The organism is Verrucomicrobiota bacterium, assembly GCA_021413925.1.
In the GTDB taxonomy this organism is placed as follows: Bacteria; Verrucomicrobiota; Verrucomicrobiia; order Chthoniobacterales; family UBA6821; genus UBA6821.
This window is the reverse complement of the sequence record JAIOPL010000003.1, coordinates 44416-62681: the sequence shown is the minus strand read 5'-3', so window position 1 is coordinate 62681 and position 18266 is coordinate 44416. Positions and strand designations below refer to the sequence as shown.

Below are 18266 nucleotides of genomic sequence, written 5' to 3'. Positions count from 1 at the left end.
TGGATCAGCGTTGGGAAGTATGCCATGAGGCAGTGCGCAGAAGCGACTCTCTCAAGGGGATCTTCATATTCAAATCCATTTCGGACAATGCACGCTTCACGGATGGAACGTAGCGAGATGCTGGAGAGTTGAAGTTAGAAATTGAATCAGAAGGTAGAACAGAACCACCAAGAGTGGAGGCAACTGTTTCAGCGAGATGAGCGATCGTGATCTCCTGATCGGAGCCGATATTGTAGGGACGACATGCCGCTCCCTTGAAGAGAATGGTCCAAAGCCAGATAGCAAGATCAGCTGCATAGAGATAGGAACGATAAGGGGTGCCATTCTTAACCTTGATCTGATCGCCCTTCATGGCGTCCCGGATGAAATTCCCAATGGCGAAGTGTGCATCAAGCGGAAGATGGGGGCCGACAAAGGCAAAGCAGCGGGCGATCGTGGTATCCAAGCCATGCTCCTGATGAACGATGGCGCAAAGGAGTTCACCAACACGCTTTCCCTCTCCATAAGCAGAGTTCTGATCCATTGGGTCGGGAGCTCCCTGATAAGTTTCCGAAAGATGGGTCACTTCGGGAGGCTGCTTTCCATAAACTGCGCCTGAACTGACAAAGAGAAAGCGCTTAGCTCCGGACGCTACCGCGAAATCCAGGGTGCGACGGGTTCCCTTAATAATGGTGTCCAGCATCTCGAGCGGAGCAACGGGACTGCTGGATGTCGTGCCGGCATGGATAACATGTGAGAAGGCTCCCTCGGGAAACTCGAAATCCCTGACATCTCCCTTGATCAAACTGATAGAGGGATGATCAACCAGATGCTGAGCCTTGGCCTCAAATGCCTTGGGATCACGACTCAGTCCTACCAACTCGGAGCCAAGGCTCAGGCTCTCGTTTGCATATGCAAAACTCTCCAACAGCCAGATACCGAAGAACCCTGTGGCTCCGGTCACAAAAATCCTAGCACCGCGAAATTGTTCCCAAAGAGGGCGTGTATGCGCGAGTACATGCTCCAGATCTTCCTCGGGAAGTGGGGGGAATGGCATCGGATCAGTTGATATTTACCATGAAGTTCATGAAGGGAATGCCAATAGCGATTCTTATCTCTTCTACATGTTCTTTATGCTCTCCATGGTGAACTTTTCACCGATCCCGGACAAAGGCTCTAATTGTGTCGATTTCGTAATCCATCATCTCCTTAGTCAGGCCAGGGAAAGTCCCGAGGAAGAGGGCTTGGTTCATGATGGCGTCAGCACCAGTCATCTCACCCACAACACGGAAGGAATCAGGACGATCCTTGCGGAGTTGCACAAAGACGGGTTGGCGAAGGAGGTTTCCCCCGAAGAACATCCGGTTGCCAATTTTCTTGGAATCAAGATGTCGCACCAGATCGGTGTGCTTAAAGGCAGCGGAAGGCTTCACACGGAGCATGAAGCCGAACCAGGAGCAATGAGTCGTGCTTCCAGAAGAATCCCAGCAGAATGACGAGAGTCGAGGGTCGAGAGTCGAGGGCTTATTCCATGCGGTCGCATGAGAAGGGAGGCTAAATTCAAAGACATCTTCCAGATCGGCAAGGCCTGTCCTGAGATACTCCCAATTTCTGGTTCGTGCATCAATGAAAGCCGGTAGCTTCTTAAGTTGCTGTCGGCCAATTGCTGCCTGTGGATCAAGTGGCTTCAGGTTATAGCCGAGGTGGCTGTAGGTGTACTTGTGATCGTAGCCCGGAGGAAGTTCCCCGAGATTCCAGCCAAATCGCTTTCCGCAGGTATCGTCCTTGCCGGAAGGACACCAGCAGTCGCGCCCCCAGTCACGGAAACTCTCGGCATAGGTCTTAAGCGGTGGGCGGGAGATGATATTCACGGCTCCACCTTCTCCCATGGTCAGGTGATGCGGAGGATAGAATGACTGTGTAGAGATATCGCCGAAAGTCCCGGTGTAGGCCACAAGCTGGCCATCGATGATGGCTGGCAGCTTGTGGGGAGTTGTTGGTTTCTGGTTGTTGGCTTCATCCAGCGAAGAACTATCAATCATCAACGAGCAACTATTCTGTTCTGCCAGCTTGATGAGATGATCAAGGCCCAAGGCCTTGGCTCTGGCTATGGGCATCGAGTAGGTACAACCGAGGGCATCGCAATTATCCTCGACCAGCCAGAGATCGTGATTTCGGCAAAACTCAAGAACAGATGCGACATCGAAAGGGTTTCCGAGAGCATGGGCGATCATGACGGCCTTCGTCTTTCCGGGAGAAAAGGCCGCCTCCAGTTGCTCCACCCGGATATTTCCTGTCGTGGGATCGTTGTCGATAAAAACAGGTATGGCACCCAACTGGATGATCGGGGAAACCGTCGTGGGAAATCCCGCGGCAACTGTGATCACCTCGTCACCGGGTGTGATCCGTTTATGATCCGGAAGCTTGTGAGTGGTAAGGGTGGCAAGGGCAACCAGGTTGGCCGAGGAACCGGAGTTAACGAGTAGCGAATATTTCACTCCGAGAAATGAGGCTAACTCTTTCTCAAAAGCCTCACCTTCAGGCCCAAGGGTTAGCCAGAAATCAAGCGTACTTCCAACGGCTGCCTCGACCTCGTCCTCAGTAAAGACGCGTCCCGCGTACGGCACAGTAGTTTCTCCGGGAACAAAGGCGGGGCGACCAGCATCGCCTCCCGGGCGCTGTGCTGAATGGGCACGGGAGGAATATTCCCGCGTCAGGCGCAGAATCTCGGCTTTCAGTTCAGGAAGGGATTTGTTCATAGGTGAAAAGAGTTTTTTACCATGGAGGGCATAAAGAACATAAAGCGAGAAATGATATACTCTTCATGATCTTCATGGTGGAGCACATTAATTCAGGAAGCTTTTGATGCCATCCTTGAGAGCGCGTACATTGAAGTTGATCAAAAGCCCCTGCTTCAGACCTGAAAGTTTCAAGTAGCTGATGATCTGCGCCTGATGAATGGGTTGGAGAGATTCCACGCTTTTTAACTCCAGAAGAATCGTTTGATCCACCACCATATCCATCCGGTAAGCACAGTCTATACGCTCACCTTTATAAACTATCTCCAAAGCTGCCTGACTCACAAAGGGGATGCCTAGAATGGTTAGCTCATGACAAAGGCATGCTTCATAAGCCGACTCCAGCAAGCCAGGGCCAAGTTGCCTGTGCACATCAATGGCAGCACCAATCACTTTAGTAGCTAACTCACTCTTTGCAGTCTTTATCATCTCCATGCTCTTCATGGTAAATTCTCCTGATATTCAGCGATCTGTGATTGGGTGATTTCCAAAGCTGAAACGGTTCCGATATGAACCCGTGCATACCAGGCAACTGTCTTTGAAATCGTCTCCTCAAAGCCCCATTTAGGCCTCCACCCTAATAGTTGGTCTGCTTTTTCAATGGAAAGATTCAAGAGGGTGGCTTCATGTAGGGCGGTAGGATCACTGGCATCAGTCCACTCACCCTTCCGGTGTTTGAGAATTTCCACAACGAGATCGGAAACTGTTCGGTTAGAATCCGGCCCGGGCCCAAAGTTGAATGCAGTTGCAAGCGCTTTGTCATGGACAAGGCCGGACACAAGCGACAGGTATCCGCCAAGGGGTTCTAGGACATGCTGCCAAGGACGAACTGCTCTGGGGTTACGGACGGAGATGCTTTCTTTGTTGTCCAAGGCCCTCATGGCATCAGGAACAATTCTGTCTTCCGCCCAATCACCACCGCCGATAACATTGCCTGCCCGGGCGCTGGCAATGCGAATCGTGCCATTCTGAAAATAGGATTTCCGGTAAGCCGCTGTAGCGATTTCGGCCATAGCTTTGCTCGAACTGTAGGGGTCGTGACCGCCGAGTGAATCACTCTCTTCGTAGTCCCTACCGGACTCATGGTTCTCGTAGCACTTGTCCGTGGTGACAATGACTGCGGAACAATTCGTTGTGAGTCCACGAAGTGCCTCGAGCACATGAATCGTACCCATGACATTAGTCTCATAGGTCTCGATGGGGATTGCATAGGAGCGCCTCACAAGTGGTTGCGCCGCCATATGAATCACGAAATCAGGCCGGAAAGAGTGGATGGATTTGCCAACAGTCTCCCCATTCCGAATATCGGCCACTTCATGCTCTAGTCTACCGACCAATTCAAGCTGATCGAAGAGTGCCGGTTTTGTGTCGGGAGTCAGGGCATATCCACGGACAATGGCCCCGAGATCAAGAAGCCACTCAGAGAGCCAAGATCCCTTGAATCCGGTGTGACCGGAAAGCCAAACCCGCTTTCCTTCGAATGACTGCTTTAAGTTTACCACGTTATGTTTACCACGTTTTCCAGGAGGCTTTATGGTTTTTCCAAAACTCCTCGAGAAGCTGTTTGTCACGAAGTGTGTCCATGGGCTGCCAGAAGCCGCGGTGCTGATGGGCGTAAAGTTGTCCTTCAGCGGCAAGTCTCTTGAGGGGCTCCTGCTCCCAGGTCGTGGAGTCATCCTTGATGTATTCCAGCACGGAGGGCTCCAAGACAAAGAATCCTCCATTAATCCACCCTCCATCACCCTCCGGCTTCTCGATGAATCCCTTAACAGAGTTGCCCTTCACGTGGAGTGCTCCAAAGCGGCCCGGCGGTTGTACGGCTGTGACCGTTGCCTTTTTGCCCGAGGCCTTATGAGCCGAGATGGATGCCGGAATGTCCACATCCCCCACTCCGTCACCGTAAGTCATGCAGAAGGTCTCATTACCAACGTAGTTGGCGACTCTCTTCAAACGACCCCCGGTCATGGTATTGTCACCTGTATCGACGATGGTGACACGCCATGGTTCGGCGTGTTTTTCGTGCACCTCCATGGAGTTCTTCTCCATATCGAAAGTCACATCGGACATATGAAGGAAGTAATTCGCGAAGTACTCCTTGATGACATATCCCTTATATCCGGCGCAGATGATGAAATCGCGTATGCCGTAGAATGAGTATATCTTCATCACATGCCAGAGAACAGGCTTCCCACCGATCTCGACCATGGGCTTGGGACGGGAGGCTGTTTCCTCACTGATGCGGGTTCCCAGACCCCCCGCCAGAATGACGCATTTCATCTAGAATCTCCTACACGCCCGCTTCAAGGAAGGGAAGGTTGGATTGATATCAGCTGCATGTGCTCACACTCGCTCCGTTCAGCGAACCTCTCGCTCAATCAGACATCTCAATCACTTGATATTTAAAAGATGTTAACTTTTAGTTATTTTATTTTTCGTGCAACACGTTGAAGCGTTGTTGGTTGAATCGGTTTTGTGCTTGATAAGCAGATCTTATAATCTATTTTCCTGTTTATGCCTAAACGCCGCGACGGGATCATGACAGTCCGTATTCCCACGGACGAAAAAGACCTTCTTCAAGCCATCGCAGACCATGCCGATGTCACGCTGAGTGATGTTGTCGTGCGTGCTGTGCGTGACTTTATCGAAGCCAACCAGGGTTCCTTGAAGAAGGGTGCACCCAAGCCCAAGGTTCGTCCTCTAGGGTTCTAAAGCTTCCGAAACTTCACTTTAAGAAAGCCGCGTGCGAACCACGCGGTTTTTTTGTGCACTCCTTATCGCGCAAAGGCGCGAACGAAACAGTTATCAGGCCTTAAAAAAGCAACGAAGGTTGATTCTAGCGGATGCCATATGCATCGCCTGAACATAATAGTTGCTGGATAGTGCTTTTAGCTATTCCCCTGAAATTTGCTCTGCGCCCCTGCGGGAGAATGTTTTTCCTTATTCCGCAATTTCGACAGCAACCTTGCGACCATCCTTCTCGGCGGAGGCCCTGAGAAGTTCCCGGATTGCTTGGATCGTACTTCCTCCTTTGCCAATCAGACGACCCACGTCGGTCTGACGCATGGAGAGAAGATAGGTGATCTTGTCACCCTCCTGACGCTGGCTGATGAGCACCTCGTCGGGATATTCGACGAGCTGCTGCACTACGTAGCGCAGAAACTCGTCCATAACCGTATCAATTAGGCTGCCGGAGCCTCGGAAGCCGCAGCGGAAGCCTTGCGAGCCTTCGTGATAAAGCTCTGAACTGTCTGGGAGGCACGGGCCCCGACGCTGAGCCAATACTCGGCGCGATCCAGATTGATCTTGTAGTTGTCACCGGCCTGCTTCGGGTCGTAGTGACCGATGAGCTCGATGAACTTGCCGTCACGAGGGCAGCGCTGGTCGGCTACCGTGATACGGTAGAAGGGATGGTTGCGGGCGCCTTCGCGTCGGAGTCTGATTGCTACTGCCATGGGATTCGGTTCGGTAAGGGTTGGTTTGGAGAGAGGCCGGACATTCCGCCGGAAGCGAAACGGGACATCATTTTTTTCATTTTTCCAGTGTTCTTGGCCAGTTTTTTCATCTGACCAAACCTCAGGAGAAGGTTGTTTACCTCGGTGACGGAATTTCCACTGCCGCGAGCGATTCGTTGGCGACGTCGCGCATTGAGGATATCAGGGCGCTTTCGTTCGCCGGGCGTCATGGATAGAATGATCGCCTCGACCCGCTGCAGTTCTTTTCCATTCACTGCGAGACTAGGGAGATTAGCCGCGCCAGGGATCATGCCAAGCAGATTTTCAAGGGGGCCCATCCGCCGGATCATTCGGAGCTGGCTGAGGAAGTCCTCCAGGTCGAAGGAGGCGTTCTTCATTTTGGCCTCCAGTCGGGACATTTCCTCCACCTCGACGACTTCCGCAGCCTTCTCAACCAGACTCACGATATCCCCCATCCCCAGGATCCGACTGGCCAACCGGTCCGGATAGAAGGGCTCAAACTGCTCCACTTTCTCACCGACTCCAGCGAACTTGATCGGCTGTCCGGTGACCGACCTCAGGGAAAGAGCCGCGCCGCCCCGGGCATCGCCGTCGAGCTTGGTCAGGATCAGCCCCGTCAGACCGAGGGCCGCATGGAACTTCTCCGCGACGCTCACGGCCTGCTGGCCGGTGGCAGCATCACAGACCAGCAGGATCTCCTGGGGACGGAGCAGCTCCTTAAGCCGGACCAACTCCTCTACCAACGAATCGTCAATTTCGCGACGTCCGGCGGTGTCGTAGATCTCGACATTGCCGCCTTGGCTCTCGCACCAGCTCTGGGCACGACGGGCTACTGCAAGGACATCCTTCTCGGAAGGGTCGGGACGGAAAACAGGAACATCGATCTGATCGCCGAGCGTGGCAAGTTGGTCAATGGCGGCAGGACGGACCAGATCGAGGGCGATCAGGAGCGGGGAGCGGGCGGTCTCCCCCTTCATCGTGCTGAAGAGACCGGGATTCTTGAGCAGACGAGCCAGCTTTGCCGAGGATGTGGTCTTTCCGGCGCCATTCAGACCGACGATTAGGATTCGGGTCGGCTTGCCAAAATTGATCGGCGAAGCATCTCCGCCCAGCAACTCAGTCAGCTCGTCCTGGAAGATTTTGACGATCTGCTGACCGGGGGTGACGCTCTTGAGGACCTCCTCGCCCATGGCACGCTCCTTGACCTTGGCAATGAACTCCTTCGCCACCGCGAAATGAACGTCGGCATCGAGCAATGCCATTCGTACCTCGCGCAGGGCATCGGAGATGTTCGTCTCGGAGAGGCGTCCATGACCACGGAGACTCTTGAAGGTCTGCTGGAGTTTGTCTGAGAGGCTGGAAAACATGAGCGCTAGTGAAAAGTAAAAGGTGGGAAAGTGAAAAAAGTTGAGAGAGACGAAGGTCGAGGGTCTAGAGCTGATGAAACTAACCCAAGATTCCTGAACTTTCCAACTCCGACAGCGTAATTGGAGCTGAACAGGTGGAGTTCTCGCAGCGGTAGAGAGCGGCCTTACCCTCGATAGGCCCCATGTTGGCGATGGAAGGAATCCTTTCAGCTAGCCATGCCTGCCCTTCTCCTCCATCTGCTCCCCCTACCAGTAGGATGACTTGCTCGGGATGAAATCCCCTCCTCGCCCACGCAATGAGAGCCTCCGTGTCAGATGCTCCCGGTTTTCCCGCAATGACTACCTGTCGCCCAGAGGACCGGCTGTATTGGAGCGCCACCAAGAGCTGAGGCACCGCAGCGGGCATTCCCTCCAGCGTGCGGCTGGAGAATGCAAAAATGCGCATAGCTTTCTCCGCAGTTACGGCCTCGGGATCACCGAGCATACGTGAGAATCGGAGGAGATTGAGCCCAGCCACCGAATTCGCCGAGGGTTCGGCTCCGTCATAGTCCTCCTTCATTCGGACAAGTAGATGGGGATCCCCCTCGGCACTGCTGAAGTAACCTCCCCCCGCTTCGTCCCAGAAAAGACGATTCATGATGGCTTGCAGGTCCACAGCCCACTGAAGCCATCCTATCTCAAAGGTCGCCTCGTAGAGATCCAGCAATCCCTGGATCAGAAAGGCGTAATCCTCGGCAAAGCCGGTCTCAGGCACCTTCCTACCGCGCCAACTGCGACGAAGTTCCCCGGTGAGGGGATCAGTCAGATGTGCTTTGATGAACTCCGCCGCCTTCACGGCAGCCTCGAGATACTTCACCTCAGCCAAAGCCGCGCCAGCACGGGCAAATGCGGAGATCATCAGTCCGTTCCAAGCGCAGAGGATCTTGTCATCCAGATGAGGTCGGGGTCGTCGGGAGCGTACTTCAAGAAGGATTTTCTGGGATCGGGTAAGCGACTCCCCTTCATCCTCAGAAATCACACCCTGCTGTTCCATGATCATCAGCACATTCTTTCCTGTTAACTCTCCGTGAGGATCGCTTGAGGGATTCACGTTCCCCTCTGGCCTCACGCCGTAATGCTCACAGAAAAGAGCAGCCTCTTCGGATGGGAGTGCCGCCTCGATCTCCTCCTTGGTCCAGACAAAGAAGGCTCCTTCGGCATCCTCTGTGGAGCCTTGCTTAATAAGACTGTCGGCATCTTCAGCCGAGTAGAAGCCACCCTCCGGAGATGTCATCTCCCTCTGCACATAGCTAAGGATATCGCGAACGACTTCGGCATGTCGCTTTTCCCCGGTCATTTGCCAGGCTTCCAGATAGGCGATGGCCAGCTGGGCCTGATCATAGAGCATTTTCTCGAAATGAGGCACGTGCCACTCCCTGTCGACCGAGTAGCGGTGAAAGCCTCCTCCGAGATGGTCATGGATTCCACCCGCAGCCATTCGGTCCAGCGTCCCGAGAACACTGCGTAGCAATTCCTGATTGGAAGTCGAAGATTCAGAACGGGCTTGCCTTAGCAGAAAATAGAGCACCGAGGGGCGCGGAAACTTAGGAGCCGAACCGAAGCCTCCCCATTCCTCATCGTAGGTCCGCAGAAAATACTCTGCGGCCCTTGCTAGAGGTGCCTCGAGATTAGCCGCTGTCGCTGCATCGAACTGAGCGCTGGCTTGAAGGGCCTCCAGCGAACGGGTCGCCTCTTGTTCGATCTTCTCCCTGCTTTGCTCCCAGAGTTGAGAGAGTTGCATGAGTACGGAGGGAAATCCGGCCCTACCATGCCTATTCTCCGGCGGGAAGTAGGTGCCGCCGAAGAAGGGCTTCAGTTCGGGCGTGAGCCAGACACTCATCGGCCATCCGCCACTGCCGGTCAGCCCCTGCACATAGGCCATATAGAGACGGTCGACATCGGGACGCTCCTCGCGGTCGAGTTTCACGTTGATGAAGTGATCGTTCATCAGGGCGGCGATCTCGGGATTCTCGAACGACTCGTGAGCCATCACATGGCACCAGTGGCAGGTGGAGTAGCCGATCGAGAGAAAGATCGGCTTCTGCTCCTCTCGGGCACGAGCAAACGCCTCCTCTCCCCATGGGTACCACTCCACAGGATTCTCCGCATGCTGCAGAAGGTAGGGGGAGGTGCACGTGGAGAGGTGATTCATAGAAGCAGGACTGTTAGGCTTTTGGCAGATTGGACTATTGGCTCAAAGAATTCTGTGTGCCACACCCAACAGTCTAAAAGTCTAATAGCCCAATAGTCTCTCCTGGCGCCTACGGCAGTAGGTCCGGTTGAGACTCGGGGGCCTTATTCCTCGGCGCGGGAAGGCCGAGCTTTGCATAGGCCTTGGGCATCGCCACACGTCCCTGCGGGGTGCGAGAGAGATAGCCCTGCATGATCAGATAGGGCTCGTGGACATCCTCGAGAGTTCCCGACTCTTCTCCGACAGCAACCGCTAGGGAGTTGAGCCCTACGGGACCACCGCCGAATTTATGGATCAATGCCTCGATGATCCGTAGATCCATCTCGTCGAAGCCCTCAGCATCGATGTCGAGCATCTCGAGCGCCTTGGAGGCGGAATCCTTGTTCACCACTCCTCCGGTGCGGACTTGGGCGAAATCCCTTACCCATCGGAGAAGATTATTAGCGATGCGGGGCGTGCCGCGGGAGCGTCGGGCCACCTCGAGAGCTCCCTCCTCGTCGATCGTCATCCCAAGTAGCCCACCCGTGCGCAGGACGATCTTTCTAAGTTCCTCGGCCTCGTAGTAATCGAGGCGGCAGTTCATTCCGAATCGGGAACGGAGCGGCGAACTGATCATGCCAGCGCGCGTGGTGGCCCCGATCAGCGTAAAGCGGGCCAGATTGAGTCTCACACTCCGGGCATTCGGTCCCTGGTCGATCATGATATCGACTCGGAAGTCTTCCATCGCGGGGTAGAGATACTCCTCGATGGCAGGTTGGAGGCGATGGATTTCGTCAATGAAGAGGACACCTCCACGCGGCATCGTCGTGAGCAGACCGGCCAGATCGCCAGCCTTCTCGATCGTCGGACCACTTGTGGTGCGAACCTCGGCCTCCATGGCATTACCCAGGATGTAGGCTAGCGTCGTTTTACCGAGACCGGGAGGGCCGCTCAGCAGGATGTGCTGGAGCGGTTCGTCCCGCTGACGGGCCGCCTCGACCATCAGCAACAGACGCTCGATCGTCTTCGTCTGCCCACAGAATTCCTCGAACATCGGGGGTCGCAGCGACACATCGAACGGCGTGTCCGGGGTCTCGGGATCGATTGAAAAATCTTCGGAGTTCATAAAATAATCAGGAAGAAAGAGATTCCTCAAAGGCGGCGAGGGCGAAGCGAATTCCGGCCGGATCGCGTAGGATCGAGGTTCCCACGAGAGCCGCCTGAAATCTCTCACTCACCGTGGCAATATTCCCGGCATCGAGACCGCTCTCAGCGACCCGAATCGTGTTCTCCGGCAAGCGATCCACCAGTTCAAAGGTGTCGAGTCGGATACTAAAGTCCTTCTCCGAGGATTCTCCCTTAGCAACGAATCCTCCGGATTCCACAGGTGCCTTGAACCGACGGCTGTTGATTCCTACAATCCGCGCACTCTTGGGCAGCGCGTCCACCTCCTCCTCATCGTGCACCTCGAAGAGAGCCTCCATACCGAGCTCCAAGGCCAGTTGATGAAACCCCTTGAGCCTTGGCGCATCAAGCACACTGGCCATGAGCAGGATCGCATCGGCGCCGAAAGCACGGGCCTCACGGATCTGGTATTCGCTGACCATGAAATCTTTTCGAAGGACAGGCTTGGAGACCCTAGCTCGAATCTCCTGCAGTCGTTCCATGTTGCCGCCGAAGTAACGACTGTTTGTCAGTACGGAAAGGGCTCTCACCACCGAGCTCTCTTCATAGGCATCGGGTGCCTCGGCGACATTCTCCAGCCTCATGGCTCCCACACTGGGAGAGCAGGCCTTGATTTCCGCGATCAGTCCGAAGTTTTGTACTAACGCATCCGGAAGAGAGCGTACCGGTGGCGCATCGGCGATCATTGCACGCAGGTCAGCCTCGGAGCGCAAGCGCTTCGCATCGGAGATCTCTTCCTGCACATCTGCAAGAATCCGGTCGAGAATCGTGGGGGTGGAGTGCGCGGACATGAAGAAGAATGAGGCGAACCTATTTTCTAGCCACTTACCCAATCTTACTCAAAGACTCTCTTATAAAACCGTTAAGTTTAGTAGTGATACCAATCACAGGAAGAAATGGCACTATAGCGGCGAAGGAGTTTTGGTGGGTGGCACGGAGGAAGAGTGATGGCTACCTTCAGGTAACCAGAGCGATGACGACACTGCTACACGCCAAAAGAACCAGCCGTAGAGCGTCATTTCTGATGGTGATTGGTATTAGGTCAAAAAAGCTCTTTTCGGAAACCCATCCCTCCCGGAACATCCCCTGATGACTGATCTAAGCAGCCATGCGAAGCAAGGCACCCACGATACACTCTCCCCGTCATGGGAAGTAGCACTCCTGGTGATCGCTGCGCTCTGTTACTACGCCTTTTACTGGAGATGCGGCCTGATGCTAAGCGGAGAGGAAGGTGTAGCAGCTGTCGTAGCCCAGCGCCTGAATGCCGGGGAGCGCCCGATCGTGGACACATTTCTGGGATACAATGTCGGGTGGTTTTATCCCATCGCTTGGCTCTTCAAGTTGGCCGGGCCGAACTATCTTGTTCTGAGGACTTACTTTTTCCTTCTTGGCACCCTCTCCGGCCTGAGCGCTTACTTCACCATCCGATTAGTTACGCGGAAGGGTCTGATCGCCGTGGGAACAGGACTCCTCGTGTTCCTTATGCCTGGAGTCATCGGCAGGAATTACATGGGACTGCTCGGCATTCTGGGAATGCTCACCATTCTCGGGGTCTTTCTCATCCCTTCATACAAGAGGCTGGTCCGACCGCTCCAACTGCTCTGGATGATCGCGGCCGGAGTTTCCATCTCACTCGCGTGGCTTATCAGAATTGATCTCGGGTTCTTTCAAAGCATCCTCTTTCTGCTCACGGCGCTTCTCTATCTTCTCAAACCGGAGCCTGGGTTTTTGCGCCGACTGGGTAGTGCGGCGATTGCCATCCTCATTCTTATCGGATCTTTTTTGGCCATCCAGGGACCGGTTTACCGGGATGCCATCCAACGCGGATTCGGTCCGCAATTTGCGCAACAGTATTGGGTCTGGCCATCAATGATCAGAAACGGCGCCTGTCAACTCGCGCGTCAGCTCTCAAAACCCCGGAATGTGCCAACCATCACGCCGGCGCATTCCGCGATTAGTAACGAATCCCCATCCGCTCAAACTTCCCCTTCCCCTACTCCCGTCTCCCATGAGGAGAACGATTCCTCCTCTTCCGGATCCTACAACGATGTCAGCCTGAAACGTCCTCCCCTGAGCGACATCCTCCACGCGCCTAAATTCAAAGACCGGGTCTTCGCCCTCTTGATTTACCTGCCGGTCCCTGTAGCGCTTCTCTTCATCGGTTGGGGACTTTTCTCCATCCTCAGTTCCTGGATTTCACGCAGTCTTGGATGTTGGCAAAGCGGAGGCATTCTCCTTGTCTCCACGGGCAGTGCCCTTGTGCTCTTCCCCCAGTACTTCTTCTGGCGACCCGACATGGTGCACTTGGCGGAGTTCATGGTCCCCTTCATGGTAACGCTGGTTATCGGACTCTGGCTTGCGACCTCAGCTTGGCGGAACTCCACGTCAGGAAAACGCCTCCTGCTTGTTCTGATCATGCTTCCTGCAGCCCTTGATCTCGGACTCTATGCCATCAAAGGCTGGCAGACAGACAGCGCAGGAAGCATCGCCGCATCTCGGAAGAGGCATCTTGAATTTACGGCCCTGAACGGCGTCCATGTGAAACTGAATCCGCAGGAACTCACCCGCGATACGCTGCTGCGCGATACAATCCTCAGCCATTCCAAGCCGGGTGACTATGTCGTCTGCTACCCTTATTTCCCGATGGTCAACTTCATGACCGACCGACCCTCCTATGAGTACAACCTGTATGCAGACAATGCCCTTCCTTCGCGGCAGTTCTTTGATCAGGCCAAACTCAACATCGAGCGTTTCCACCCGACTGTGATCGTCATTGGCACAGGAAAAGTGAATGATACCGAGTCCTCGCGCTTTCAAAACTGGGCCTCCGAAACCTATGCCTACATCAAGGAGCATTGCACCTTGGTTGCCTCGGACGAGGAGGTGGAAATTTATACCCTCAATCAAAGATCACTTCTGCCTCTTAAAAAACCGCCGGTTCCTTAACGCACCGCACTGATCAGTAACTGCTGATACTGATCGAGGGAGTGCTTGATATCAAACTGGGCAGCCATCGACAGAGAGGCAGTACGTGCCTTCATCAAGGCGGCCGAGTTGAGAAGAAGAGGTTGCAACGCAGCGGCAAATCCTTCCGCTCCTTGCGCCAGCTCGAAAAGCCGTGCATTCGCATGCTCTTCGGTCTCATGAGCCACATCCGCAAGGCCTCCAATCCGGCTACCGACAATAGCCAGCCCGTGAGCCAAGGCCTCAACAGCCACCATAGGCAAACCCTCAGAGAGGGATGGAATTAGCAGAATATCAGCGTTCCCCATGGCCGCGCTGACCTCCTCGGCCGAAGCCCATCCCCGGAAATCAATCCTCTCCAAGATTCCTAGGCGAACAGCCTCAGCCTTCACCTCGGCAAGCAGAGGGCCATCCCCGATCATCGTGCAGAGCCAGGAAAGATCCTTGAGAAGTCCCAAGGCCTGAACCGTCAGGAGTGGATTCTTTTGAACGCTCATCCTGCCGGCCATGAGGAGCCGTGTGGGTTCATGGACCTCCAAAGTAGGTGGAGCTGACATCTCCATCCCATTGAGAATGATCTGCGGTAAGCGTCCGTAGGCCTTCTCAGCAAGTCCTGCTACAAAGCTGCTGACTGCTGTGGTAGCTGCCGCGTCTTTCCAGATCGGGACGGTGAAAGGCTTAATCCAGCGAAAGAGTCTACCTGTCTGCTCGGGCACACCTCCCGGCACATCCCCCAGATGAGCCGTCAGAACATAGGGAACACCCGTCAACTTGCTGGCTACCCACGCAACGGCCCCTGTTGGAACGGCGAAGTGGGCATGAATCACATCCGGCTTCCATCGACGCACTTCGGCTATGGCGGCGGGAATTGCCAATGCCACCCAAGCTGCCATCTCCGGCACACTGCATGTATCCTCACGCTTGCGAAAGGCTCTGAGCCTACGGATCTCCATTCCCTGCTCAACAGACTCAGGGGGAAGATGAGGCATCCCTGCGGTCAGCACTCTGACTTGATGCCCGCGAGCGACCAATCCCGCACCGACTTTTGCCGCGAGCCTGCCGCCTCCACCCCCGATGGGAGGATGCTCGTAGTTGAGGATCAGGATTCTCATCGGGCAGCAACGGCTTTCCTCCACTCCCCAAGAACATGCTGGCACCAGAGAAAGAGCCTCTCATCGCCGCGACCCGCCCGGTGGGAACGCAAAGCCCTCTCCACAAAATTTCCGGCTATCCCTCCGGGAATTTCCGGCACAAGCCCCCCCTCGCGGAACCACTGCCCGAGGGGCGTGCCGAATCCTTTCTTTTTCCGGTAGAGAATCGAGGCTGGAAGAACAGGCTCCAGAGCCTTCTTGAGGATCCACTTGGTCGTCCCGCCGCGCAGCTTTACCGTGTGAGGGAGCTTGCGGGCGAAATCGACAACCTCGAGATCCAGAAACGGAGAACGGGCCTCGAGCCCGTGGAGCATGCTGGCTCGGTCCACCTTGGCCAGAATGTCATCCTGCAAATAGAGGCGGGTGAAGAATTGAGAGGCCCTGTCCACCGGATCGGCATGCTCACCTGCCGATTCCCATGCCGCGATTGCCTCACTGAAGAGCTCCTCGGGTGGCGTGTGGTCTCCGAAGTACTCGTCGATTTGCCTCGGCTCCAGGGGGCCCATCCAGACCGGCAGGCGAAGCCTCTCGTCATAGGAGAGCCCGCGGAGCATCCGCTTGATCTTGAAATCGAGGCTGATATTGGCATGCGAGACCGGCAGGCGCGCAGCCAGCATACGGATCGCCGGATGGAGGGCCCGAGGAACCAAACTCGAGTAGAGGTCAGCGGCATGGAGGGCCTTGAAGGGATCATAGCCGGCAAAGAGCTCGTCGCCTCCATCTCCACCGAGAGCCACGGTGACATGCCTTCTAGTGAATCCGCAGAGGAGCCAAGTAGGCAACAGGGACCCGTCCCCCATCGGCTCATCCAGTCGTGCCAGCAGACCTGGGATCAGCTCCCTAGCGCGTGCGAGATCGAGAATCTCGGATTCATGGACAGACCCGATGAAGGCAGCAGCCTCGCGGGCGTAGGGGAGCTCGTCGAAGCTGGGATCAGTGAACCCAACACTAAATGTCCGTAGGCGCCCCGCCGGCAGATGCCTGGCCGCTAGAGCCGCGATCGCTGAGGAATCAATCCCTCCGCTCAGAAAAACCCCGAGCGGGACATCGGCCATCAGGCGCCGCTTGACGGCCCCATTTAATTTCTCAAGCAACTCTTCGGCCCAAATACCACACTGGGCATTTGTAGGTTCAGAAGCAGAGGGCTCCAACCGGAACTCCCACCACTTGCGCGAAACCCATTGGCCGCTCACAAGATCGAGCGTGCCGCACCAGCCTCCCGGGAGCTTGCCAATCCCCTCGATCACCGAGTGGGGTGCCGGGATATATCCGTAGGCGAAGTATTTTTTTAGGGCGATGGCTGACTCGTTTCTCGGTGAAGACGGATGACGCATTAGTGCCGTCAACTCCGAGGCAAAGGCAAAGACGCCATCTTTTTGAAACCAGTAGAGCGGTTTTTTCCCTAAGCGATCGCGGGCTATGAAAAGTTTGTTGTGAACTTTGTCGAAAATGGCAAAGGCAAACATGCCGTTCAGGCGCTCCAACATCCCCTCACCCCACTCACGGTAACCCTCGAGCAGGACCTCCGTGTCGGAATGATCGCTCTGGAACAAATATCCCTTGGACTGAAGCTGAGCCCTCAGCTCACGGTGATTGTAGATCTCACCGTTGAAAACGATCACCAAATCACCACCTGATGTCGCCATCGGCTGCGCTCCTCCGGAGAGATCGACAATGGCAAGACGGCGGTGTCCGAGATGCATTCCTCGTTCCTCATCAATAAAATACCCTTCAGCATCAGGTCCACGATGGGCCAGCGCCCGGGTCATTCGTTCCAGAACCTCTCTGTCACCCGTGCCACGGGAGGCGACGAATCCCGCGATCCCGCACATCAGCTTTGCGGAAAATTCCTGGTCTGCTTTACCAGGTAGATCGACTTATTCTGACTTTCGTGGAAGGTGCGGGTGATCATCTCGGCCAGCAGGCCCAGCAAGACACAGAGAATTCCCGTCATGAAGGAGAATACTGTCATCATCGGAAGAGGAGTCGCCGTGAAGTAATATCCCTTGTACCGCATCCAGAGCGTCAGAACCCCGAACACAGCCGAGGCCACAAAGAAAATACATCCCCAGAGACCGAAGAGGTACATCGGCTTCATCATGTACTTGTCCAGGAACTTAACCGTGACCAGATCCAGGATGACCTTCAGGACGCGCTCGAGCCCGTATTTCGAGCTGCCGGTGGTGCGGGCGAAATGATTGACCGGGATCTCGGTGATGCGGGCTCCATGCCACTTCGCGTAGATCGGCAGGAAGCGGTGCATCTCACCATAGAGCCTGACATCCTTGACTACCTCCGCCCGGTAGGCCTTGAGCGAGCATCCGAAGTCATGGAGCTTCACCCCGGAGAGCGCGGAGATGAGCTTGTTGGCCAGCATGCTAGGCAGATTGCGTTGAATGGCGCTATCCTGGCGGTCACGCCTCCATCCGGAGCAGACATCATAGCCCTCCTCCAGCTTGGCCAGCATCTTGGGGATATCCTCAGGATCGTTCTGGTAATCCCCGTCCATCGGGATGATCACGTCCCCCGAGGCATGGTCGAACCCGGCCATCATCGCGGCCGTCTGGCCGAAATTACGCCTGAAGTGAACCACCTTGGCTTCCGGATTTTTTGCGGCCAGGCCGTCCAGCATCACTCCACTGCCATCCGTGCTGCCGTCATTCACAAAGATCACCTCGTAGCGGCGTCCGAGACGGTCCATCACCTCCTTGATCTTTGCAAAAAGAGCCTCGATGGCCCCGTGTTCATTGTAGATCGGAATGGTGATGGAAATCATGTCGTACGGTGAAACATTTAGAAAACCGCAACCCTTTTGCGAGGTCAAGGTTGGCGGACCCTCCGGGGATAGGAAATAGGGAATAGGCAATAGGGTCGAAGATCCCCGGCCCCATCACCCATTTCCCATAACCGATACCCATTTCGGCTTTTCTCGTGCTAATACCAATCACAGGAAGAAAGGGCACTATAGCGGCGAAGGAGTTTTGGTGGGTGGCGCGGAGGAAGAGTGATGGCTACCTTCTGGTAACCAGAGCGATGACGACACTGCTACACGCCAAAAAAACCAGCCGTAGAGTGTCATTTCTGATGGTGATTGGTATAAGCTTTCTCTTGTGTCAGGAACAGTCGACCATCTCCCTGCC

The 18266-nt window shown here is 55.1% G+C and carries 16 protein-coding genes; 2 read left to right on the top strand and 14 right to left on the bottom strand.

Annotated elements, in window-relative coordinates:
- Window positions 1-4: 4 nt before the first annotated feature.
- From K8R57_02235 to rfbF, 5 genes are all read right to left on the bottom strand, one after another.
- A complete protein-coding gene (locus K8R57_02235; GenBank protein MCE9587112.1) occupies window positions 5-1036 on the bottom strand; it encodes an NAD-dependent epimerase/dehydratase family protein in 1032 nt (343 codons plus the stop codon).
- A 97-nt stretch (window positions 1037-1133) separates the two neighbouring features.
- A complete protein-coding gene (gene rfbH, locus K8R57_02230) occupies window positions 1134-2738 on the bottom strand; it encodes a lipopolysaccharide biosynthesis protein RfbH (GenBank protein ID MCE9587111.1) in 1605 nt (534 codons plus the stop codon).
- An 87-nt stretch (window positions 2739-2825) separates the two neighbouring features.
- Window positions 2826-3212, bottom strand: coding sequence for a GxxExxY protein (locus K8R57_02225; GenBank protein ID MCE9587110.1), 387 nt, complete (start codon window positions 3210-3212; stop codon window positions 2826-2828).
- A 5-nt stretch (window positions 3213-3217) separates the two neighbouring features.
- On the bottom strand, window positions 3218-4312 hold the full coding sequence (gene rfbG / locus K8R57_02220) for a CDP-glucose 4,6-dehydratase (GenBank protein MCE9587109.1): 1095 nt from the start codon (window positions 4310-4312) through the stop codon (window positions 3218-3220).
- A complete protein-coding gene (gene rfbF, locus K8R57_02215; protein MCE9587108.1) occupies window positions 4287-5054 on the bottom strand; it encodes a glucose-1-phosphate cytidylyltransferase in 768 nt (255 codons plus the stop codon). The genes rfbG and rfbF overlap by 26 nt, the downstream gene beginning before the upstream one ends.
- A gap of 234 nt (window positions 5055-5288) precedes the next feature.
- Here rfbF and K8R57_02210 point away from each other — a divergent pair, with 234 nt between their 5' ends.
- The gene (locus K8R57_02210; protein MCE9587107.1) at window positions 5289-5486 is read left to right on the top strand and encodes a hypothetical protein; all 198 of its coding nucleotides are present in this window, start codon (window positions 5289-5291) and stop codon (window positions 5484-5486) included.
- A gap of 228 nt (window positions 5487-5714) precedes the next feature.
- Here K8R57_02210 and K8R57_02205 read toward each other — a convergent pair whose 3' ends face one another.
- From K8R57_02205 to K8R57_02180, 6 genes are all read right to left on the bottom strand, one after another.
- The gene (locus K8R57_02205) at window positions 5715-5945 is read right to left on the bottom strand and encodes a KH domain-containing protein (GenBank protein ID MCE9587106.1); all 231 of its coding nucleotides are present in this window, start codon (window positions 5943-5945) and stop codon (window positions 5715-5717) included.
- A gap of 11 nt (window positions 5946-5956) precedes the next feature.
- Window positions 5957-6229 (bottom strand): 30S ribosomal protein S16, encoded by a 273-nt coding sequence (gene rpsP, locus K8R57_02200; protein ID MCE9587105.1) that lies wholly within the window; start codon window positions 6227-6229, stop codon window positions 5957-5959.
- Window positions 6220-7617, bottom strand: a complete 1398-nt coding sequence (gene ffh / locus K8R57_02195) for a signal recognition particle protein (GenBank protein MCE9587104.1) — start codon at window positions 7615-7617, stop codon at window positions 6220-6222. The genes rpsP and ffh overlap by 10 nt, the downstream gene beginning before the upstream one ends.
- A gap of 79 nt (window positions 7618-7696) precedes the next feature.
- Window positions 7697-9808, bottom strand: coding sequence for a thioredoxin domain-containing protein (locus K8R57_02190; protein MCE9587103.1), 2112 nt, complete (start codon window positions 9806-9808; stop codon window positions 7697-7699).
- Window positions 9809-9917: 109 nt separating this feature from the next.
- On the bottom strand, window positions 9918-10952 hold the full coding sequence (ruvB, locus tag K8R57_02185) for a Holliday junction branch migration DNA helicase RuvB (protein ID MCE9587102.1): 1035 nt from the start codon (window positions 10950-10952) through the stop codon (window positions 9918-9920).
- A 7-nt stretch (window positions 10953-10959) separates the two neighbouring features.
- Window positions 10960-11802 carry an indole-3-glycerol phosphate synthase TrpC gene (locus K8R57_02180; GenBank protein MCE9587101.1) on the bottom strand — a complete coding sequence of 281 codons (843 nt, stop codon included), beginning with the start codon at window positions 11800-11802 and terminating at the stop codon, window positions 10960-10962.
- Window positions 11803-12100: 298 nt separating this feature from the next.
- Between K8R57_02180 and K8R57_02175 the strand changes: the two genes are divergently transcribed.
- Window positions 12101-13957 (top strand): hypothetical protein, encoded by a 1857-nt coding sequence (locus K8R57_02175; GenBank protein MCE9587100.1) that lies wholly within the window; start codon window positions 12101-12103, stop codon window positions 13955-13957.
- On the opposite strand, the gene K8R57_02170 is transcribed toward K8R57_02175, so the two are convergent.
- The 3 genes from K8R57_02170 to K8R57_02160 are packed head-to-tail and all read right to left on the bottom strand — an operon-like array spanning window position 13954 to window position 17902.
- Window positions 13954-15087: a glycosyltransferase family 4 protein gene (locus tag K8R57_02170; protein MCE9587099.1), complete on the bottom strand. Its 1134-nt coding sequence runs from the start codon at window positions 15085-15087 to the stop codon at window positions 13954-13956. The two genes, K8R57_02175 and K8R57_02170, sit on opposite strands and share 4 nt — an antisense overlap.
- Window positions 15084-16958, bottom strand: coding sequence for an asparagine synthase (glutamine-hydrolyzing) (gene asnB, locus K8R57_02165; protein MCE9587098.1), 1875 nt, complete (start codon window positions 16956-16958; stop codon window positions 15084-15086). Before asnB ends, K8R57_02170 begins: the two co-directional genes overlap by 4 nt.
- A complete protein-coding gene (locus K8R57_02160; protein MCE9587097.1) occupies window positions 16958-17902 on the bottom strand; it encodes a glycosyltransferase family 2 protein in 945 nt (314 codons plus the stop codon). Before K8R57_02160 ends, asnB begins: the two co-directional genes overlap by 1 nt.
- Window positions 17903-18266: the final 364 nt, after the last annotated feature.

Bases quoted from the DNA above. Each gene is read 5' to 3' on its own strand.
- K8R57_02235 (MCE9587112.1), bottom strand. From the start codon at position 1,036: ATGCCATTCCCCCCACTTCCCGAGGAAGATCTGGAGCATGTACTCGCG.
- rfbH (MCE9587111.1), bottom strand. From the start codon at position 2,738: ATGAACAAATCCCTTCCTGAACTGAAAGCCGAGATTCTGCGCCTGACG.
- K8R57_02225 (MCE9587110.1), bottom strand. From the start codon at position 3,212: ATGGAGATGATAAAGACTGCAAAGAGTGAGTTAGCTACTAAAGTGATT.
- rfbF (MCE9587108.1), bottom strand. From the start codon at position 5,054: ATGAAATGCGTCATTCTGGCGGGGGGTCTGGGAACCCGCATCAGTGAG.
- K8R57_02210 (MCE9587107.1), top strand. From the start codon at position 5,289: ATGCCTAAACGCCGCGACGGGATCATGACAGTCCGTATTCCCACGGAC.
- K8R57_02205 (MCE9587106.1), bottom strand. From the start codon at position 5,945: ATGGACGAGTTTCTGCGCTACGTAGTGCAGCAGCTCGTCGAATATCCC.
- rpsP (MCE9587105.1), bottom strand. From the start codon at position 6,229: ATGGCAGTAGCAATCAGACTCCGACGCGAAGGCGCCCGCAACCATCCC.
- ffh (MCE9587104.1), bottom strand. From the start codon at position 7,617: ATGTTTTCCAGCCTCTCAGACAAACTCCAGCAGACCTTCAAGAGTCTC.
- K8R57_02190 (MCE9587103.1), bottom strand. From the start codon at position 9,808: ATGAATCACCTCTCCACGTGCACCTCCCCCTACCTTCTGCAGCATGCG.
- ruvB (MCE9587102.1), bottom strand. From the start codon at position 10,952: ATGAACTCCGAAGATTTTTCAATCGATCCCGAGACCCCGGACACGCCG.
- K8R57_02180 (MCE9587101.1), bottom strand. From the start codon at position 11,802: ATGTCCGCGCACTCCACCCCCACGATTCTCGACCGGATTCTTGCAGAT.
- K8R57_02175 (MCE9587100.1), top strand. From the start codon at position 12,101: ATGACTGATCTAAGCAGCCATGCGAAGCAAGGCACCCACGATACACTC.
- K8R57_02170 (MCE9587099.1), bottom strand. From the start codon at position 15,087: ATGAGAATCCTGATCCTCAACTACGAGCATCCTCCCATCGGGGGTGGA.
- asnB (MCE9587098.1), bottom strand. From the start codon at position 16,958: ATGTGCGGGATCGCGGGATTCGTCGCCTCCCGTGGCACGGGTGACAGA.
- K8R57_02160 (MCE9587097.1), bottom strand. From the start codon at position 17,902: ATGATTTCCATCACCATTCCGATCTACAATGAACACGGGGCCATCGAG.